Annotated in this window: 18 protein-coding genes; 4 read left to right on the plus strand and 14 right to left on the minus strand. The window is 34.2% G+C overall.

Annotation, left to right across the window (positions count from 1 at the left end; genetic code table 11):
• The 8 genes from ACP7BT_RS08125 to ACP7BT_RS08160 all read right to left on the minus strand — a co-directional run bounded on the left by ACP7BT_RS08125 (position 1) and on the right by ACP7BT_RS08160 (position 6,974).
• The gene (locus tag ACP7BT_RS08125) at positions 1-942 is read right to left on the minus strand and encodes an osmoprotectant ABC transporter substrate-binding protein (protein ID WP_041079257.1); all 942 of its coding nucleotides are present in this window, start codon (positions 940-942) and stop codon (positions 1-3) included.
• Between the two features lie 15 nt (positions 943-957).
• Positions 958-1,593, minus strand: coding sequence for an ABC transporter permease (locus ACP7BT_RS08130; RefSeq protein WP_002482410.1), 636 nt, complete (start codon positions 1,591-1,593; stop codon positions 958-960).
• A complete protein-coding gene (locus ACP7BT_RS08135; RefSeq protein WP_002482409.1) occupies positions 1,593-2,777 on the minus strand; it encodes a betaine/proline/choline family ABC transporter ATP-binding protein in 1,185 nt (394 codons plus the stop codon). The genes ACP7BT_RS08130 and ACP7BT_RS08135 overlap by 1 nt, the downstream gene beginning before the upstream one ends.
• A gap of 296 nt (positions 2,778-3,073) precedes the next feature.
• Positions 3,074-3,547, minus strand: coding sequence for a thioesterase family protein (locus ACP7BT_RS08140; RefSeq protein WP_041079261.1), 474 nt, complete (start codon positions 3,545-3,547; stop codon positions 3,074-3,076).
• 1 nt (position 3,548) lies between these two features.
• Entirely contained in the window at positions 3,549-4,514 is a 966-nt protein-coding gene (locus ACP7BT_RS08145) for a 3-hydroxyacyl-CoA dehydrogenase NAD-binding domain-containing protein (protein WP_002482407.1), read from the minus strand.
• Positions 4,514-5,401 (minus strand): 3-keto-5-aminohexanoate cleavage protein, encoded by an 888-nt coding sequence (locus tag ACP7BT_RS08150; RefSeq protein WP_041079263.1) that lies wholly within the window; start codon positions 5,399-5,401, stop codon positions 4,514-4,516. The genes ACP7BT_RS08145 and ACP7BT_RS08150 overlap by 1 nt, the downstream gene beginning before the upstream one ends.
• A 182-nt stretch (positions 5,402-5,583) precedes the next feature.
• Entirely contained in the window at positions 5,584-6,144 is a 561-nt protein-coding gene (locus tag ACP7BT_RS08155) for a TetR/AcrR family transcriptional regulator (RefSeq protein WP_041079265.1), read from the minus strand.
• 236 nt (positions 6,145-6,380) lie between these two features.
• Positions 6,381-6,974: a YdeI/OmpD-associated family protein gene (locus ACP7BT_RS08160; protein WP_041079267.1), complete on the minus strand. Its 594-nt coding sequence runs from the start codon at positions 6,972-6,974 to the stop codon at positions 6,381-6,383.
• A gap of 188 nt (positions 6,975-7,162) precedes the next feature.
• Here ACP7BT_RS08160 and ACP7BT_RS08165 point away from each other — a divergent pair, with 188 nt between their 5' ends.
• On the plus strand, positions 7,163-8,521 hold the full coding sequence (locus ACP7BT_RS08165) for an APC family permease (protein ID WP_011302410.1): 1,359 nt from the start codon (positions 7,163-7,165) through the stop codon (positions 8,519-8,521).
• Positions 8,522-8,619: 98 nt separating this feature from the next.
• Here ACP7BT_RS08165 and ACP7BT_RS08170 read toward each other — a convergent pair whose 3' ends face one another.
• From ACP7BT_RS08170 to ACP7BT_RS08185, 4 genes are all read right to left on the minus strand, one after another.
• Positions 8,620-9,792, minus strand: a complete 1,173-nt coding sequence (locus ACP7BT_RS08170; RefSeq protein WP_002482402.1) for an MFS transporter — start codon at positions 9,790-9,792, stop codon at positions 8,620-8,622.
• Between the two features lie 260 nt (positions 9,793-10,052).
• Complete coding sequence (locus ACP7BT_RS08175; RefSeq protein ID WP_011302408.1) at positions 10,053-10,826, minus strand: ABC transporter permease; 774 nt, start codon at positions 10,824-10,826, stop codon at positions 10,053-10,055.
• On the minus strand, positions 10,823-11,473 hold the full coding sequence (locus ACP7BT_RS08180; protein WP_002482400.1) for an ABC transporter ATP-binding protein: 651 nt from the start codon (positions 11,471-11,473) through the stop codon (positions 10,823-10,825). The genes ACP7BT_RS08175 and ACP7BT_RS08180 overlap by 4 nt, the downstream gene beginning before the upstream one ends.
• A gap of 88 nt (positions 11,474-11,561) precedes the next feature.
• Positions 11,562-12,344, minus strand: a complete 783-nt coding sequence (locus ACP7BT_RS08185) for a CPBP family intramembrane glutamic endopeptidase (protein ID WP_041079269.1) — start codon at positions 12,342-12,344, stop codon at positions 11,562-11,564.
• A gap of 197 nt (positions 12,345-12,541) precedes the next feature.
• Between ACP7BT_RS08185 and ACP7BT_RS08190 the strand changes: the two genes are divergently transcribed.
• Complete coding sequence (locus ACP7BT_RS08190; protein WP_041079270.1) at positions 12,542-14,125, plus strand: FMN-binding glutamate synthase family protein; 1,584 nt, start codon at positions 12,542-12,544, stop codon at positions 14,123-14,125.
• Between the two features lie 150 nt (positions 14,126-14,275).
• Here ACP7BT_RS08190 and ACP7BT_RS08195 read toward each other — a convergent pair whose 3' ends face one another.
• Complete coding sequence (locus ACP7BT_RS08195) at positions 14,276-14,791, minus strand: thioredoxin domain-containing protein (protein WP_002482397.1); 516 nt, start codon at positions 14,789-14,791, stop codon at positions 14,276-14,278.
• Between the two features lie 201 nt (positions 14,792-14,992).
• Between ACP7BT_RS08195 and ACP7BT_RS08200 the strand changes: the two genes are divergently transcribed.
• Positions 14,993-16,069 carry a M42 family metallopeptidase gene (locus ACP7BT_RS08200; RefSeq protein WP_041079272.1) on the plus strand — a complete coding sequence of 359 codons (1,077 nt, stop codon included), beginning with the start codon at positions 14,993-14,995 and terminating at the stop codon, positions 16,067-16,069.
• 108 nt (positions 16,070-16,177) lie between these two features.
• On the opposite strand, the gene ACP7BT_RS08205 is transcribed toward ACP7BT_RS08200, so the two are convergent.
• Complete coding sequence (locus ACP7BT_RS08205) at positions 16,178-16,996, minus strand: SDR family oxidoreductase (protein WP_037537770.1); 819 nt, start codon at positions 16,994-16,996, stop codon at positions 16,178-16,180.
• Positions 16,997-17,223: 227 nt separating this feature from the next.
• Between ACP7BT_RS08205 and ACP7BT_RS08210 the strand changes: the two genes are divergently transcribed.
• On the plus strand, positions 17,224-18,762 hold the full coding sequence (locus tag ACP7BT_RS08210) for an AbgT family transporter (RefSeq protein ID WP_041079274.1): 1,539 nt from the start codon (positions 17,224-17,226) through the stop codon (positions 18,760-18,762).
• Positions 18,763-18,774: the final 12 nt, after the last annotated feature.

Genomic DNA, 18,774 nt, shown 5'->3' on the forward strand with positions numbered 1-18,774 from the left:
CTAATGACCACCTTTCTTATCATTTTCAAAATAGTTATGTGCTTTTAAGAATTTTTCAGCGACGACTGCAGGCTCTTGACCTTCACCATCAGCTTGATAATTAAGTTTCTGCATTTCACTCGTTGAAATTTTATTGTGTAATTTTTCTATTGTTGGTTTTAATTCTGGATGCTGTTTTAATAAATTATTTGTCGCCACTGAACTTGCGTCATAAGGTGGGAAGAAATGTTTGTCATCTTTCAATACTTTTAAATCATATGCGGCAATTCGACCATCCGTTGAATACCCGACTGCTACATCTAAATTATTCGAATTCAATGCATCATATACTAATCCGATTTGCATTGGTCGTACTGTATTAAAATCAAAGCCATATGCTTTCGTAAATCCTGGATAACCATCGCCTTCACGGTTTAACCATGAACTATCGACACCTAGTTTCAATTTATCGCTATGCGCTTTTAAATCAGACACAGTTTCTAAATTATATTTTTCAGCAGTTGCTTTAGTTACCATAAATGCATAAGTGTTTGCAAATCCATATGAATCAAAAAATGTTTGATCAAATTTCTTTTGGAAACCATCTTGTGTCGCTTTCATAGCTTTTTTTGGATCTTTAATAGGATTTTCATTTAATGCACCTGTTAAATCCGTACCATTATAACGGGCACCTGATAAGTTTGCATCACCATTTACGAGTGCGTTATGTTGAATGGTACTCGATCCTAAGTTGTTAATTAATGATGGTTTGATTTTTCCTTCTGTATCATGTTCTATTAATAGTCTCAACATATGAGACATAATTTGTGACTCGCTCGTTGCAAGTGCTGTGATTTTGACCTCGTTGTCTGAGCTATTTCCACCTAAACCGGGTAAACTACATCCAGATAACACCGTCAGACACAGTACAAGCGCGATACAATACTGTTTTATCTTTTTCATAATGTCCTCCTTAAATTATCTGGATACTTTTAATCCTTTGGGTACTGCCCATTTTTCTACTAATGATAATAGTACATCCACTATTAATGCTAATGCTGTAACTAATACAGCTGCACTCACAATCATTAATGGGTCATATAAGTTCAATCCATTAAATACAAAGTCACCTAAGCCACCTGCACCTACATAACTTGCAAGTGTTGCCCAACTAATGACATAAACAGATGATAATCGAATACCACCCAAGATTAATGGTAAAGCTAATGGTAATTCAACGTCTTTCATTAATTGAAAGCGTGTCATCCCCATACTGATTGCTGCTTCTTTAAGATTACTATCAATATTCTTAACACCTAATACTGTGTTATTTAATATTGGTAGTAGTACATAGATAAATAATGCGACAATGGCCGGTAATTTTCCAACACCAAAGATTGGTATCATTACAGCTAATACTGCTAATGTTGGTATCGTTTGTAATACACCAGCAATTGTGAGAACAATGTTTGAAGTTCTTTTCATTTTGGATAGTATAATACCTAATGGTACTGCGACTACGATTGCAATTAACAAAGCGATCATTGAGATATAAAAGTGTTCGACTGTTTTGGAAATCAGTTGCCCACCATATTGCTCTATGAATTGTTTCATTACTTATCAGCTCCTACATTATCGGGCTCAACAATTGCGTCTTGTGTAGCATCATCGTCTTCATCCGTTTCTCCCCAGATACTGTCATACACGATATCTACTAAGTTTGCTCTCGTAACCAATCCAATTAACGTTTCTTCATCACTATCCACTACAGGTACGTTTCTTACATTTCTTTTCAATATTGTACGAACTGAATCTTGTAATTTACTATCTATTCTTACACGATAGATATCGCGTTGCATTGTATCAATCAGTTCTTTATTTCCACGTAACCCTTGATTGATATCTTCAATATCTAAATATCCAAGTAATCTACGATTGTTACCCACAACAAAGATGGTATCAACACGACGATCTCTCATAATCTTAACTGCTTCATTTAATGAGCTATCCGCATGAACTGTTACAGGTTTAATCATCGCATCTTTAACTGTACGCATGTTAGGTCTATCTTGAATCAATCTATTTTGACCAATAAAGTCTCGTACGAAATCGTTTTCAGGATGTCTTAAAATATTGTCTGGCGTATCAAATTGTATGACACGTCCCTCAGACATAATGCAAATTTTATCTGCCAGTTTAATAGCTTCATCCATATCATGTGTAACGAAAATGAAGGTCTTACCTAACTTTTGTTGTAGTTCTTTAACCAAGTCTTGCAACGTATCTCTCGTAATTGGATCTAACGCGCCGAATGGTTCATCCATTAAAATGATATCTTGTTCTGCTGCTAACGCACGCACAACACCGATACGTTGCTGTTGTCCTCCTGAGAGCTGCGATGGATATCTATCTAAAAATTCTTCTGGTAAATCCACTAATTTTATCAGTTCTTTAGCTTTTTTCTCTTTCTTTTCTTGAGACCATTTTAAAAGTTTAGGTACTAATACGATATTTTCTCTAATCGTCATATGTGGCATCAATCCAATTTGTTGTATCACATACCCAATTTTTCTACGTAGCTCAACTGGGTTCATTTTGCGAACATCTTTGCCATTTATAGCTATTTGCCCTTCAGTTGCTTCAATCATTCTATTGATCATTCTTAAAGCAGTTGTTTTACCACTACCACTTGTCCCTATAAATGCAATAAATTCACCGGCTTCAATCTCAAGTGAAATATTATCTACAGCTTTCTTTCCTCCACCATAGACTTTAGATAAGTTTTTAATACTTAACATGAGTCAATTCCTTTCTATGTACATATTCAATTTCAAATATTTCATAATAAATATAGGACTATCTGTGGATGTTATACAAATACTAAAAAATAAGTAAAAACATGAGCACACATAGCCCTACTTTATTCGTGTGTAAACAATCAAAACAGAATAATCAATTTAGCTTTGATTTTATCATCCTATATATAACAAGATACATTAATAAATAACATTAAACAATTTATAACCAAATATTTGGTTATATAAAATATTTTTAACACCTTTTTATTCAATCGTTTCAAACTCATTCAAAAATTTTATTTACGTTTTATACCAATAAGATGTCCAAGTTCTTTGGGTTGTTTTTTTATTGAAGCATGTTGTGCATAATCATCAATTGCTTTTTGTATATCAGTAGGAAAAGCATCAGGCTTATGCAATTTAGTATTCATTCCCATTAACATAACCTCATAAGTTGCACACTTATCATTTGCTTCATCACTTAATGTCATAAACACATGTAATCTTTTGGTGTCGTAATCAAATAACTCAACTGTAGCAGTAATCGCTTCATTTACTTTAATTTCTTTTAAATACATAACGTGGTTTTCTAAAGTAAAGACAGTGTAGTCCAACGTTTCAATTGTTTGCACATCTAACCCTAAAAATGCGAGCCATGCATCCATTGTATCACTAAATACACGATTATATTCTGCGTCATTCATATGCCCATTATGGTCGACCCAAGCTTCATTTACATGCGTCTTGTATTCATATAATTTGTTTGTCATTTTATTTCACCGATTGTTGTGTTTTCTTTTTCATAGAAGGTGTATCTTCTGGCCAATATGACTCAGCAAGCTGTTTTACTTTTACTAAGAATTCATTACGTTTTTGGTCAAGTTCCGCCATTGTTTGTCCTTGAGAAGATGATTCACAGCCATTGACCACTTCGTCATACAGGCCCTGTGTTAATTCTGGTGCTACTAATTTAGTCCATGGTTTTTTTAAAGCTGGACCAAATTGTTTCAGCATGTGACGCATACCGCCTTCACCACCGGCCAAATGGAAAGTCATGAATGGACCATATTGTGCATAGCGCAAACCTGCAGCATGTGTAAATGCTTTATCAACTTCTTCCGTTGTCGCTATACCATCATTAACAATGTGCAATGCCTCTCTCCATAGTGCTTCCATTAATCTATCTGCTACATGTCCTTCAATCTCATGTCTAACATGAAGTACATCCATACCAATGCTTTCGTAAATTTCTTCAGCTTTTAATGTTGTTGCTTCCGTTGTTGCTTTACCAGGAACGATTTCAACGAGCGGTAAAATATAAACTGGATGAAATGGGTGGGCTACAATCAATCTCTCAGGATGTTGTAAATTTTGTTGCAATTCTGATGGCATAATACCAGAAGTACTCGAACCAATCGTTGCATCCGTTTTCGCATAAAAATCAATTTCTGTCAGCACTTGATCTTTTAAAGATTCAATTTCTGGAACATTTTCTTGTATATGATCTGCATCTTTAACCGCTTCTTCCAAATAAGGTGTAAATGTTAAATTATCGATTGCAGCGCCTTCTGCTAAACCTAATTGTTCTGCATATGGCCAATTTTGTTTCACTTGTTTTAACATTCTTTCATATGCGCCTTCACTTGGGTCTGTAGCAATGACTTCATGCCCATGAGCTAACATTCTAGTAATCCATCCACTTCCGATAACGCCTGTACCTACAACTGCAAACTTCATTATGCTCCTCCTTGTGGATCTCTTAATTGATATTTTTTACGTGCTTCTGCCGGGGTCATTGGTTCTATATCTAATCCGTTCAATATTTCGACAGCTTTTTCAACTAATTGCTCATTTGTTGCCTTAACACCTTTGGCTAAATATAAATTGTCTTCTAATCCAACACGAACGTTGCCGCCACGCTTTGCTGCTTCTTCAACCGTTGGAAATTGCATTCTTCCAATACCAAATGCTGACCAGTGGGCATGCTCCGGTATACGCGTTTTAAAGTATTCTATCGTTTCTGGATCATTTTCAGCTCCCCAAGGTATACCTAAACAAAATTGGAACATTGGTTCACCATCAATTAATCCTTCACTGATTAATTGCTTAGCGAATGAAATATGACCACTGTCAAAGCACTCTAATTCAGGCTTAACACCAGCCTCTTTTACAAGTTGAGCTTGTTTTCTTAACCAATCAGTTGGACTTATATAAACTGTATCTCCCATGTTGACACTACCACAATCTAAAGTACACATTTCAGGTAGTAAGCTGCCTATCGGTTCATGTCTTTCTTCTGGTGTTTGTATATCAGATCCTTCTGCAGCGAGATATGGATCTTCAAGGTTTGGAATAAAATCTCCGCCACCACCTGACGTAATATTTATAATAATATCTTCATCTGCAACTCTAATAAGTCGTACGGCTTCTTTGAAAAATTCAACATCGTGGCTAATACCACCTGTCTCTGGATCTCTCGCATGAATATGTGCAACTGTCGCGCCTGCTCTTGCACATTTTATTGCTGATTTAGCAATCTCTTGAGGTGTTACAGGAACACACTTATTCTTTGCTGTAGTATCTCCAGCACCTGTTAAAGCTGCTGTTAGCATCACTTTTTTCATTGATTATAAACCTCCACAGAGTTATTTAACACATCGCTAAGTGTACCAACCAGACGGTTTAGTTTCAAGTTTTATAAATATAAAAAATAAGGATAAACAACATTCAAAAGTTGATTATCCTTATACCATCAGTGGTTTACATGAATTAAACATTTTATTATTTTTTTATTAATTTAGAACATTTAGCCATTGCTTTCTTGATTTTTATTGGGGTGCGTATATTCGGTTAATCTATTCAAAACTTGTTCTCTCATGTTTTCATCAAGTCCATCTAGTCCAAATATTTCTGAAAGCCACAAACCATCCACTGCCAGACGAATAATTGTAGCGTCTACTTTGTCTAATCCATCATTTTCAATATTAGTTTGCCACTCTTTATAAGTGTCCTGTAAAGGTAATAACAAATTGCTATTAATACCTTGTGCAGCAAGCATTCCTGAGGTAATCGATCTATTTTCTGAACGATGAGATCTCGTCGCTTCAATAAACGCCCGTGCCCATTTCCCTTGGTCTTGTTTATCTGCATGTACATGTCCATTCACATTTTCTCTATATAATTCATCGGCATGATCAACAAGACCTTGAATTAATGCAAACTTGTTTTTAAAGTGATACAATAGCCCACCTTTACTGACACCTGCTTTTTTGGCAACGGCATCTAGCGTTAAATATTCACTACCTTGCTCATCTACAATTGCTGCAGCAGCTTGTAGTAATTGTATCCTCTTGGAAACTCTCGGCATTCATACACCTTCTTTCTCAAAATACGTTTCAAAATATGACTTAACCGTAGTTTTATATTCGAGCAAACTATATACGATATATGATAAAGTTGCAACTTCATTTTTGGATGCTGAACTAAAATGTGTGCTATTTTATCATAACTCAAGCGTTAACCTTCATAAGGCAATCCGCTTTGTATTTTTGCAACGTCGTTCACATGATAACTTCTTTTACTTATACAAATGCTTTTAAGTATTTAATCATTCATGCCTTTGCCATCCAATATATAATCAATATATTTTTCTACTCGATTTTCACGTGTTGCCGCTCTCTTTGCCTGACCAATATGATACATATATTGCCTTTGTCTACCAGGCGTTAAGTTACTGAATGCTTCTTTTAATTCTGGCATTGCATCTAATTTTGCTTGTAATTCTTCAGGCATATCATAGTCTTCAGTTTTTTTCATAGGTACTTTCTCACCTGATTTTTCTATTCTAATCGCTTCTTCAACATACCATTTAATCTCGTCTCTACGTTGATTAACTTCATCTAAACTTTCGAAACGTAATTGTCTTGCTGCTTTTACATTTTTAGTTTGTTGTATAAGTGATTGATAAGGATCTTCCATAATAGCACCTTTTTCAAAAAGTAATGCGCAATAATGCTTAAAGTCTTGTATGATAACGACATTTTTATCATCTAACATGTAGCAAGGATGCATCCATTTATAATCTTCAGTTAATTCCGTTTCATTTATAATTTCACGTAAAATTTTAAATTCCTCTTGCCATTGTTTCAATCTATCAATAAATGCATTTACTTTAATATTTTCTTTTTCATTAGTCATAAAAAATTACACCTCTTAATAATTTTTTTATTAACTTTATTCTACTATGAAAACCTTTGATTTATCTATAATTAGCTTTGTCAAAAACTTAACTCTTGTTTTCCGATAAGTTTACTATGAATTAAGGGATAATTATGTTATAATTTTTTTATTATTTTTAAAAATACATATAATTTAGAGGTGATTGAATGCAACAAGCAACAAACTTAAAAAAAGTATTAGGCTTTACGGATGTAATGGGTATTGCTATAGGTCAAATTATCGGTGCTGGCGTCATGTCGCTAACAGGCATTGGCATACAAATGACCGGAAGTGGTATCACACCCGCATTTATCTTATCCGCAATCATTACATTACTAACGATGTTCCCAATTGCCATATTAGGATCCACATTACCTACGACTGGTGGTATGTATCAGTATACAAGTCGTTTATTGTCCCCTAAAATCGGGATATTTTGGTTATTATTATTCATCTTTTTACAGGTTACATTATCTTTATATGCTTTATCATTCGCACAATACTTAGAAGGACTCTTACCAGGTATTCCTGTTAGACTTGTTGCTTTTGCCTTACTTACCATTTTATTTATTGTTAATATCATTGGTATTAAGTCAGCATCTATCATTGGTAATTTAATGGTTGTCATTCTAATTATTGCTTTGTCTTGTTTTATCATTTTCGGTCTTCCACATGTGGATTTTGGTGTTTTTAATATGCATGCCATGCTTCCGGATGGATTCACAGGATTCTTTACTGCCGTTGGGCTTGTTTCGTTTGCAACTGGTGGCGCGCAAGTTGTTGCTGAATTAGGTGGAGAAATGAAAAATCCAAAAAGAGATATTCCAATAGTCATTATCATTGCAACTATATTTGTAGGTTTGTTATACGCTTTTATCGCTTCTATTGCTGTAGGGGTACTCCCAATTCCAGAGGTTGCTGGCAGACCATTAACGAGTGTTGCGCAAGAAGTCTTGCCGACCCCAGTATTCATCTTCTTCATGGTTGGGGGCGCAATGTTCGCATTAGCGACTACACTCAATTCAACGTTTACTTGGGTAACTAAAAGTTTATTAGTTGCAATACACGATGGTTATTTACCTAAACGTTTAGGTAGTGTGAACAAACGATTTGGTACACCTCATTGGCTTTTATTACTTTTCTACATTATTGGTGCATTACCTATTATTACAGGTATGTCACTAAATGTTGTAGCACAGTTAGGTACTGGGATTTCATTAATTGTTTTTGCTTTTCCAGCTTTAGCTTCTACGCAACTACCCAAAAAATATCCAGATGCTTATAAGCAATCGCCGTTTAAAGTACCCTATCCAATACTTGTAACGATGGCAATCATTGCTATTATTGTGCTATTGTATCAATCTTATTTATTAATTTCTGATTTAAAAATAGGTTATATTATTGGTACATTAATTTATATTTTACTTTCCGCTATTATTGCGCAAGTTTCTAATAAGAAAAATAAAATTGCACTTAGCGATATTCATTTTAATACAGCCCAATCAATAGAAAAATCAACTTTATAAATTAAAAAAAGGACTTACATCTTCTCTTCTACATTGAGAATGTAAGTCCGCTTTTATATACAAAGCACTGTTCATTTTATAAGTGTAATTGATTTACCTTAGGCTCTATTAAATTTAGTCATTTGCTTTAGACTAATGATTAAAATAAAAGCTACGAATGCGATGGCTGCAGTGAAGTACGTAGTTGCTAAAACATCTATTTTAGAAACAACTAGACCACCGACAATACCACCAATGCCGATACCCGCATTTAAACTAGACATATTCCAACTCATCACTTGGCTTGTATCACCTTCAACATGTTCTATAATACCACTTTGAACAGCTGGATTTGTACTCCATTGCATGATATTCCATATGAAGATAATCATTAATAATACGCCTGTCACTGATAAGAATAAATTCAACAGTAACATCATCGTGATAAATATAATAGTGGCAATCGTTAGCCAACGTTTACTCGTCAATTTATCTGAAAGGAACCCACCCATCGATGTTCCAATAACACCTGCAACACCATTGATTAATAATACAATCGATACGAAGGATAAGTCATGACCACTTGATAACATAAGTGGATTAATATAAATAAATGTCACAGAATTTGCAACTAGCAATAAGAATGTGATAGCTAAAAACTTAGCGACTTCTCCTGGTCTAAGTATTTTAGAATAATTACTTTCACGCTGCTTAGTACTAGACTCTGTATTTACCGTTTGATATTGAGGTTGTGGTACATAGAAATACATCAATATACCTACTAACACACTTACAAAGACAATAAATAAGAATGTATATCTCCATCCAACTAAGTCACCGATAATTGTCCCAATTGGTACACCAAGTACATTTGCGCCACTAAAGCCTGAATAAACAATACCTATCATTTTCCCTCGATGTTGTGGCGCAGTTAATAAAGCTGTTAGCGCTAATATTTTAACCACGATAAGTGCTGCTGCTGCAGATGATATGATGCGTCCAAATACTAAAATAGAAAAATTAGGTGCAAAAGCAATGATCATATTTCCGACAATAAAAACAAGCAATGCATATAATAATACAGGTCTTGGAGAAAACCGATTCGTTAATTTCACTAATATAGGTCCTGCAATGGCAAATGTGATGGCATAAAGCGTCACTAACTGTCCAATAATCGCTTCCGAAACATGCAAGTCAATGCTCATCAAATTCATAATCCCTGCAACCATCATTTCAACCATACCTACGATAAAGATACTCAAAATAAAGGTGGCAATTCTCATAATCGACATCTTTTCACTCCTCCCTTAAATTAAGATGTAAATTTTTACATAACTATTACATTATAAACCATACGTCAACACGTTTGAACACTTCTGAATTTGCTCTCACAGCAAATATCCAACCATACAAAAAAAGAACCTGAGACATCAATAGATATCTCAGGTTCGTGTTTATATTGAAACATAACAATAAAGCTCTGCTCAATTCTTTTTAAAATTTTTATTAAAATGCTGAACAGTGCTTTTTATACTCGCCGTCTATCCAATATTTATGCGTCTTCTTGGTTTAAATGTCTACTTATCAGTTGATCGCGGTGATTAAAGAATTGTTTATAACTTAAATAAGTCGCAATAAGCGCAGACATAATCGTCGCAGTTGTGTGAATAAAGACAACCATTAATTGAAATTTAACAGCTTGTAACGGCTCTACGCCTCCAATAATTAAGCCGGTCATCATACCTGGTATCGAAACAATACCATACGTTTTAACGGAATCAATTGTTGGTACAATCGCCGTTTTCACACTATTACGTATCGTTTCTTTAGAAGATAATTTGGGATTCGCACCAAGTGCTAACTTAGATTCAATTTGGCTCATTTCTTTCACAAATTCTCTATCTAAATTTTGATAGGCTAAATTTATAGCAATTAAACCATTACTACCTAGCATACCTGCAATCGGTATCACTTCATTAGGCTTAAACTCTATCGCCCCTGTTAAAACGACACCAACTAGAGGTAACGCTACACCAACAAAAATGGCAACAAACGAAATCCAAAATACATGATGCATTACTGGAGATGCTCTACTAATTGTATTCCACGAAGCATTAATAATAATGACTAGTACAAATACGATTAATAGCCATGTTTGATTCACACCAAATATAAAATGCAATAGAAAGCCGAGAATAATTAATTGAATAATTGCTCTAACCGTCGCAATTAATAAATCTTTAATAATATGTAATTTTTCTTTGTAAGAAACAATAATCGGAAAAAGTAAGAGGAGACCCGTTAATGCTAGTGCAGTTGTACTCATGATAAACGCTCCTCCTTATCGATTTTGCCATCCACAATTCTAATTTTCTTTTTAAAATGTCTATTACTTTGATCATTACTATGTGTAATCCATAAAATAGCAACGCCTTCATCAGCCAATTTAAAGATTAAGGATTCTATTTTTTCACTATTATGCACATCCAAAGCACTTGTCGCTTCATCTAGAAGCAATACCTTTGGTGTGTACATGAGTTGTCTCGCTATCGTAATACGTTGTCTTTCACCACCGGATAAATGTTCAACACGTGTATTAAAATTATAATGACCTAAACCTACTGTTTTCAATAAACGTTTAGCTTGTTTACGATCGAATTTATCTTGTCTAACTTCTGCTGGAAAAGCTAGATTTTCTCCGATAGTTCTATCAAATAAATCACTTTCTTGTAATAGATAACTTACATTCATACGTAGTTGTTCTGGGTTTATTTGTTCGTAAGGCTTATCATTTAAATATAGTTCTCCTTTTGTTGGGCTAATCAAATTACTAATCAAACGCAACAATGTACTTTTACCACTTCCGGAAGGCCCTACAATTGCTATCGTATCGCCTGCCTCAATTTTTAAATTTATATCATTGATAATATCCCGGTTATCTATCTTATATGTTATGTTTTTTAGTTCTAACATAGAAGCCCACCTTTTTTAATTTCTCGCATTACTATTCCCTAACTTTTCAATTTTAATAGCTTGTTTCATCAATAAGCTCAAAAATCATTTATTTTAAAATAACGATAGCTATAAATGATATGAGATTATTTAATGCATGTAATGTTATTGAAACGGCCAAATTCATTCCGCTCTTCACATATACAAAGGCTAAACCAGCCCCAATGATGAGATAACTACCGATTTCAAATAGTGATGTTGCACCTAACACATGCACACTTGCAAATAATATCGTTGAGAGTATCGAGGCAACAGTATATGTTATCTTTTTGCCTAACTCATGAATAATTAAATGTCTAAATAATAGTTCTTCGATGATTGGTGTGAGTATGACAATATCTATAAATAGAAATGGTAACATCCAATTATTTTCAAACATTTTTTCTAAAAGCATTTGATTTTGAGTTTCTGTATATTGCAATCCTTTAGGTAAAAATTCCATCATCCAATCATATAAACTATTTAATCCAAGTGTGACAATATAAGTCGCCACGATGATAAACAGATATTTAGGGATTGCAAGAATGCGTTGGTTGGAAATCGGTATTAAACGATCTTTTAAATGCATTGCATAAAAACTAACTAATATAACGATTTCGGCAAGCAAGCCACCCATAATTAGTATGTTTTCATCAGTTACAAAAGTTTCATTTTTAAAATTAAATACTGAATAGACAATATATATAGCAGCAAATAACAAGAGTGGCATGATGTTATTCGCTAATAAATAAATTGGAATAAGCCAAAAATCTCTTTTTACAATTTTTTTGTTATCCCAAACACTTATATCTTGCTGATTATTATTTTTTAATTCGGTTGATTTCTCAGTCATATGACACCTTCCTAATTCGTACATATACTAAATATATCATGTCTACTTATAGTGTATATACAAATTATTAAATTTTTTATCAACTTCCTTTCTAAAATATTATAATCTCAAATAACTTACTTATTCAACTCACTATATTATTGTAATATGTTCATTTTGTTGTACTATATAATTAACATAAGGGGGGGCTGATTTTTATGACTATATTAACTACCTTGCAATTTATCGTTAATATTATAATTGTATTCTTTTTATTTAGTGTTCTGGTAATGGGGGCAGTGTTACTTTTTAAAGATAAACGACAAAAGCAACATAGTGTGCTACGCAATTATCCACTACTTGCACGCATACGTTATTTTGGAGAAAAAATTGGGCCTGAATTACGTCAGTATCTATTTTTGGCTGATACCAAAGGTAAACCATTTACAAGAAATGATTTTACAAATATTGTCGTTGCGGGTAAATATAATTCTAGAATGACAAGTTTTGGAACACAACATGATTATGAAGATGGTTTTTATATACAAAACACGATGTTTCCTTTACAAACAGCTGAGTTACATATCGACCAATCACCTATGATTTCTTCTTTTATTTATAAAATTGATAACGAACGCTTGTTTAACCGTGATGAACATAGAACAAAAGTTGAAATAGATCCTTACTATTTATCAGATGAAGACCAAATTATATTAGGTGCTCAACTTAAGCATCCATTTAAAATAAAACGTTTAGTAGGTCAATCAGGTATGAGTTATGGCGCTTTAGGTAGCCGTGCTATCACTGCCCTTTCAAAAGGGCTGGGTCAAGCTGGTACATGGATGAACACGGGCGAAGGTGGTTTATCGGAACATCATCTATCTGGAAACGTTGATATTATATTTCAAATTGGACCAGGCTTATTTGGTGTTCGTGATAAAGCAGGAAAGTTTGACCAACAAGCCTTTATCGATTTATCCCATAATCAACATATTAAAGCATTTGAAATCAAATTAGCACAAGGCGCCAAAACACGTGGTGGCCACATGCAAGGCAACAAAGTCACAGAAGAAATCGCTTCTATAAGAAAAGTAGAACCTTGGGTGACAATAAACTCACCTAACCGTTTTGAGCATATCGACAGTCCAGATGCCTTATTGAATTGGGTCCATGAATTACAACAAACCGGACAAAAACCTGTTGGCTTTAAAATGGTCATTAGCAAAGTATCTGAAGTAGAAAACCTTGTTCGTACAATGGTTGAAAATCAGCAATATCCTAATTTCATTACCATCGACGGAGGAGAAGGCGGTACTGGTGCAACATTCCAAGAATTAGAAGATGGTGTCGGCTTACCTCTATTTACAGCGCTTCCTATTTTAACAGCATTATTGGAAAAATATGGTATTAGAGATCAAATTAAAGTTTTTGCATCAGGCAAATTGATAACGCCAGATAAGATAGCTATCGCATTAGGACTTGGCGCAGACTTGGTAAACATCGCCCGTGGCATGATGATTAGTGTTGGGTGTATTATGAGTCAACAATGTCATATGAATACTTGTCCAGTAGGTGTGGCAACGACTGATCCTAAACGTGAAAAAGGATTAATCATCGATGAGAAAAAATATCGTGTCACTAATTTTATTACAAGTTTACATGAAGGCTTATTTAATATTTCTGCAGCTATAGGCGTAGATTCCCCTACAAAAATTACAAAAGAACATATTATCATTAAAAATAAAGATGGTGGTATCCAATCTATACAGGACTATAAATTAAAATTAATTGAACACGCTTAACTGATTAAGTTCGCTAAAGTTAAAGTAAATAATAAGCATTGAACTACTCAATACTTTTGCAATTCACATGATTTAATCCAAGCTAAGCCAAAAAAAATCTCAAGCGTTAAAGTAATCACTTTAACGCTTGAGATTTTTTTATTTTATAGATTACTTTAATTTAGAAATAGCTTCATTTAACAATGACTCAATTTTATCTTGTTCATCTTTTAAGGGGTTAAATTCAAATTTTTTGTCATTAATAAATACAGTGGGTATCCCTTTAATACCGCGTTCAAAAGTTTCTTCATTGATTGCTAAAGAGCGTTCATCTGCATCTTTTTGAGGTGTTAAATTAAATTCATTTGTCATTTTATCTTCAACTGTGGCAAAACTTACTTTCCATTGATCTTGTGTATCGTATAATTGGCGAATAATTGCTAATGTTTCTTCAGGATTGTCATAATTTAAATGAATGTTTGCAACTGTTCCTTTTAATAATGCTTGTTTTGTTTTATCAAAATGTTTAACGACATGTTGCACTTCACCTGACTCAATATAAGGTGTGAGTGCATGATCTGCTGCTTTAAAATAGTTCTTGCAGAACGGACATGCAAAATTGATAAACGACTCAATTGTTATTGGCGCATTTTTCGAACCAAATGTTAGATGTTTAACTTCTGTCATAATTAATCCCTCCACTTTATCTATAATACTATTGAAACATGACACATTACATATTGCACTCATTTAGTCTTAGTATTTTAGTAAGGATTAACAATCATTATTGTTTCTTATGATTTGAATTTGTATTCAATCAAAAAACTATATTATTAAATTCTAAATGGTAAAATATAGATACACATTAATTTTTAAGGGGGAATTCTTATGAATGATTCAGTAAAATTACTAAAATCACTAACGGATGTCGATGGCATTGCTGGACACGAAATGGCAGTCAAAGCATTAATGAACGATTATTTAACACCCGTAAGCGATGAAATTATCGAAGACAATCTTGGTGGTATTTTTGGTAAAAAATCAGCTACTAATGGAGATAAAACATTAATGGTTGCAGGTCATCTAGACGAAGTTGGTTTTATCGTTACTAGAATTGATAACAATGGTTTCTTAAAATTCACACCCATTGGCGGTTGGTGGAACCAGGTCATGCTTTCGCAAAAGGTAACGATTACAACAGATGAAGGTAAAAAAATCAGAGGTATCATCGGTTCAAAACCCCCTCACGTATTATCACCAGAGGAACGTAAAAAAACAATTGATATGAAAGAAATGTTTATTGATATTGGTGTTAAGAGTAAAAAAGAGGCAGAACAATTTGGCATCGAAATCGGTAATATGGTGACGCCATACAGTGAATTCGAAACATTGGCTAATCAAAAATACTTAACTGCTAAAGCATTTGATAACCGCTATGGCTGTGCACTTGCCATAGATGTATTACAAAATTTAAAGAATGAAGCGATAGATATCAACTTGATGGCTGGCGCAAATGTACAAGAAGAAGTCGGTCTGCGTGGCGCCAAAGTTGCTGCCAATAAAATCAAACCTGATTTGGCAATTGCCATTGATGTTGCCATTGCTTATGATACGCCAGGTATGTCAGGTCAAGTCAGTGATACGGCTATTGGTAATGGGCCGGTTGTGATTATTATGGACGCATCCAACATTGGTCATGTTGGTTTCACAAAACATATTAAAGACGTAGCTAAAAAACATAATATTACTGTTCAATTAGATACCACTGCTGGTGGCGGTACTGATGCCGGCAGCATTCATGTCGCTAATGAAGGCACACCAACCGTCTCTATCGGGGTTGCATTGCGTTACATGCATTCTAATGTGTCCGTTTTACACACAGATGATTATAAAAATTCGGTAGCGCTTGTAACTGAGATTGTAAAATCATTAAATAATGATGTTGTCGATCAAATTATCTGGTAATATTCGCTAACCTAATTATAAATTAAAATCCACACAGAGACTGAGTTTAATCAGTTACTGTGTGGATTTTACTACATTTCACATTCGTTCATAAAAACAGCTACCAAATTATTTCGTTGTATTTTTCCAACTATCATCACTTAACATTTCTCCTGGCCATGTATACGCCATAACACCACCATCTATTGTGATAGACTCACCCGTTATAAATGAACTGTCATCAGACGCAAGGAAGGCTACAAGTTTGCCAACTTCTTCAGGTGTTCCTAATCTACCTAATGGTGTAACCCATTTTTGATTATCTCTAAATGCTTTACCCGCTTCATCTTCAGCCGTACCTGTTAATTTATCTACAAGTGGTGTTTCAATCGTACCTGGTGAAATAGCATTTGCTCTAATATTTTCACGACCATATTCAATCGCAGTCGAACGCGTGAAATTAATGACCCCACCTTTGGCTGCATTATAACCTGAACGATTTAAATCTGCAGCTAATCCAGAAAATGATGCCGTATTGATAATCGAACCGCCCTCATCCATCATAAGCGGTAGTAAAAATTTAGTCATTAAAAATGTACCTCTTAAATCAACACCTAATATCTTATCGAATACTTCAACTGGATATTCATGAATACGCCCCGCCGCATTATCAACACCAGCGTTATTAAAGAGCACGTCTATTTTTCCATACTTTTCTTTAATTGCTTGAGCAAAGCGTTCAACTGCGTGCGCATCGGACACATCGACGATATAACCTGAAGCTGTATTGCCTGCATTATTGATTTCTTTGACAGTGTCATGCACTTTTTCTGAAATATCCACTGCCAATACATGCGCACCTTCATTCGCTAATACTTTTGCTGAGGCAGCACCAATACCTGTACTTGCACCTGTCAAAATAGCGATTTTGTTATTTAATCTTCCCATCATTCATCACTTCTCCTATCTAAAAAATGTATTTCCAGTTCTGTAAAAAACGTTTCTTTATATAATTACCTTTTCTAGAAAATTGAAACTTGATTACGCTTTTTGATACTTTTTTACATGCATATGTGTAAATTTTTTCTTAAGCACATATTTATTTTCAGAATATTTGTTCAATTAAAAAGATTATTCTGATATACTTACGCTAACTTAATTAGGAGGTAGTACATATGACTTCAAATACAAAGCATAAACCGACACTCGTAGATAGATTTTTAAATATTGTAGAAAAAGTTGGTAATAAACTACCTGATCCTAGTATTTTATTTTTCTTGATGTGCTTAGGACTTGCTATTATCACATGGATTGTTTCACTATTTCACATCACCGTAAAACACCCTGGTACAGGAGATACAATTGCTATTAAGAGTATTTTAAGTAAAGACGGTCTAATGATGATATTAAATGATGCTGTGAAGAATTTTTCTGAATTCCCAGCTCTAGGTCTCGTATTAGCTGTTATGCTTGGTGTAGGTGTGGCTGAAAAAACAGGTTATTTTGACAAATTAATGGTTCAAGTTGTACATAAAGCACCTAAAAAATTTATCGTTCCAGTCATCATACTTATTGGAATCTTAGGTAATGCAGCTGGTGATGCTGCACCTATCGTTTTACCCCCGTTAACTGCCATGGTATTTATTAAATTGGGATATCACCCTATTGCAGGATTAGCGATGGCATACGCATCAGCCATTGGTGGGTTTTCAGCAAATATCATGATCGGTATGTCAGATGCCTTATTATATGCATTTACTGAACCTGCGACTAAAATTGTTTCTGACAATGTTCATGTCAATGTGGCCATGAATTGGTATTTTATTGCTGCAAGTGTACTTGTTTTACTCCCCGCCGTTTATTGGGTAACTATGCGCTTTGTTATTCCAAGATTAGGTTCATACGACGACTCAAATTCTGATATTCAAGTTGATGATGAAAATACTGGACTGACAACAGAAGAAAATCGCGCTGTATTTTGGGCAAATATAAGTTTTTTCATCATGATTGCGTTACTTATTATTTTAGCTATACCTCAAGGCAGTTTTTTAAGAAATGCTAAAACAGGTAGCTTACTTAACGATGCCCCTATTATTAATGGCGTTGGGCTAATTATCCTTGTTTTATTCTTAGTACCTGGTTTAGTTTATGGTTTAATGATGAAGGAATTTAAAAACTCTAAAGATTTAGGTAAAATGTTAGCTGATTCTATGTCGTCGATGGGTTCATTTATCGTCATCGTATTTTTTGCAGCACAACTACTAGCATTTTTAGAATGGAGTAATTTAGGCGTTATCGTTGCTGTTAAGGGAGCCGCCTTATTACAAGGTCAAAATGGCATCATACTTATCTTAGGCATTATTTTGTTAAGCGCAATCATCAATTTATTGATTGGTAGCGCTTCTGCCAAATGGGGCATTTTAGCACCTATTTTTATACCTATGCTCATGCTTGTAGGTTTCCATCCTGCTTTCACACAAATGCTTTATCGCATCGGAGATTCAATAAGTAATCCGATTACACCGATGATGCCCTACCTACCACTGTTATTATCATATGCACAAAAATATGATAATAACATGAAGTTAGGCTCATTATTATCGAGTCTAATGCCTTATACAATTGTGTTAAGTATCGTATGGCCTTTATTTATGATTATCTGGTATTTATTAGGTTGGCCATTAGGTCCAGGCGGTCCTTTACAGGTTAAATAAACGATTATAACC

It is taken from the genome of Staphylococcus sp. Y174-1, assembly GCF_049897865.1.
Lineage (GTDB): Bacteria > Bacillota > Bacilli > Staphylococcales > Staphylococcaceae > Staphylococcus > Staphylococcus saprophyticus.

What these genes read in the sequence shown, in the direction of transcription:
- ACP7BT_RS08125 (WP_041079257.1), bottom strand. Translation starts at nt 942, where the DNA reads ATGAAAAAGATAAAACAGTATTGTATCGCGCTTGTACTGTGTCTGACG.
- ACP7BT_RS08130 (WP_002482410.1), bottom strand. Translation starts at nt 1,593, where the DNA reads ATGAAACAATTCATAGAGCAATATGGTGGGCAACTGATTTCCAAAACA.
- ACP7BT_RS08135 (WP_002482409.1), bottom strand. Translation starts at nt 2,777, where the DNA reads ATGTTAAGTATTAAAAACTTATCTAAAGTCTATGGTGGAGGAAAGAAA.
- ACP7BT_RS08140 (WP_041079261.1), bottom strand. Translation starts at nt 3,547, where the DNA reads ATGACAAACAAATTATATGAATACAAGACGCATGTAAATGAAGCTTGG.
- ACP7BT_RS08145 (WP_002482407.1), bottom strand. Translation starts at nt 4,514, where the DNA reads ATGAAGTTTGCAGTTGTAGGTACAGGCGTTATCGGAAGTGGATGGATT.
- ACP7BT_RS08150 (WP_041079263.1), bottom strand. Translation starts at nt 5,401, where the DNA reads ATGAAAAAAGTGATGCTAACAGCAGCTTTAACAGGTGCTGGAGATACT.
- ACP7BT_RS08155 (WP_041079265.1), bottom strand. Translation starts at nt 6,144, where the DNA reads ATGCCGAGAGTTTCCAAGAGGATACAATTACTACAAGCTGCTGCAGCA.
- ACP7BT_RS08160 (WP_041079267.1), bottom strand. Translation starts at nt 6,974, where the DNA reads ATGACTAATGAAAAAGAAAATATTAAAGTAAATGCATTTATTGATAGA.
- ACP7BT_RS08165 (WP_011302410.1), top strand. Translation starts at nt 7,163, where the DNA reads ATGCAACAAGCAACAAACTTAAAAAAAGTATTAGGCTTTACGGATGTA.
- ACP7BT_RS08170 (WP_002482402.1), bottom strand. Translation starts at nt 9,792, where the DNA reads ATGTCGATTATGAGAATTGCCACCTTTATTTTGAGTATCTTTATCGTA.
- ACP7BT_RS08175 (WP_011302408.1), bottom strand. Translation starts at nt 10,826, where the DNA reads ATGAGTACAACTGCACTAGCATTAACGGGTCTCCTCTTACTTTTTCCG.
- ACP7BT_RS08180 (WP_002482400.1), bottom strand. Translation starts at nt 11,473, where the DNA reads ATGTTAGAACTAAAAAACATAACATATAAGATAGATAACCGGGATATT.
- ACP7BT_RS08185 (WP_041079269.1), bottom strand. Translation starts at nt 12,344, where the DNA reads ATGACTGAGAAATCAACCGAATTAAAAAATAATAATCAGCAAGATATA.
- ACP7BT_RS08190 (WP_041079270.1), top strand. Translation starts at nt 12,542, where the DNA reads ATGACTATATTAACTACCTTGCAATTTATCGTTAATATTATAATTGTA.
- ACP7BT_RS08195 (WP_002482397.1), bottom strand. Translation starts at nt 14,791, where the DNA reads ATGACAGAAGTTAAACATCTAACATTTGGTTCGAAAAATGCGCCAATA.
- ACP7BT_RS08200 (WP_041079272.1), top strand. Translation starts at nt 14,993, where the DNA reads ATGAATGATTCAGTAAAATTACTAAAATCACTAACGGATGTCGATGGC.
- ACP7BT_RS08205 (WP_037537770.1), bottom strand. Translation starts at nt 16,996, where the DNA reads ATGGGAAGATTAAATAACAAAATCGCTATTTTGACAGGTGCAAGTACA.
- ACP7BT_RS08210 (WP_041079274.1), top strand. Translation starts at nt 17,224, where the DNA reads ATGACTTCAAATACAAAGCATAAACCGACACTCGTAGATAGATTTTTA.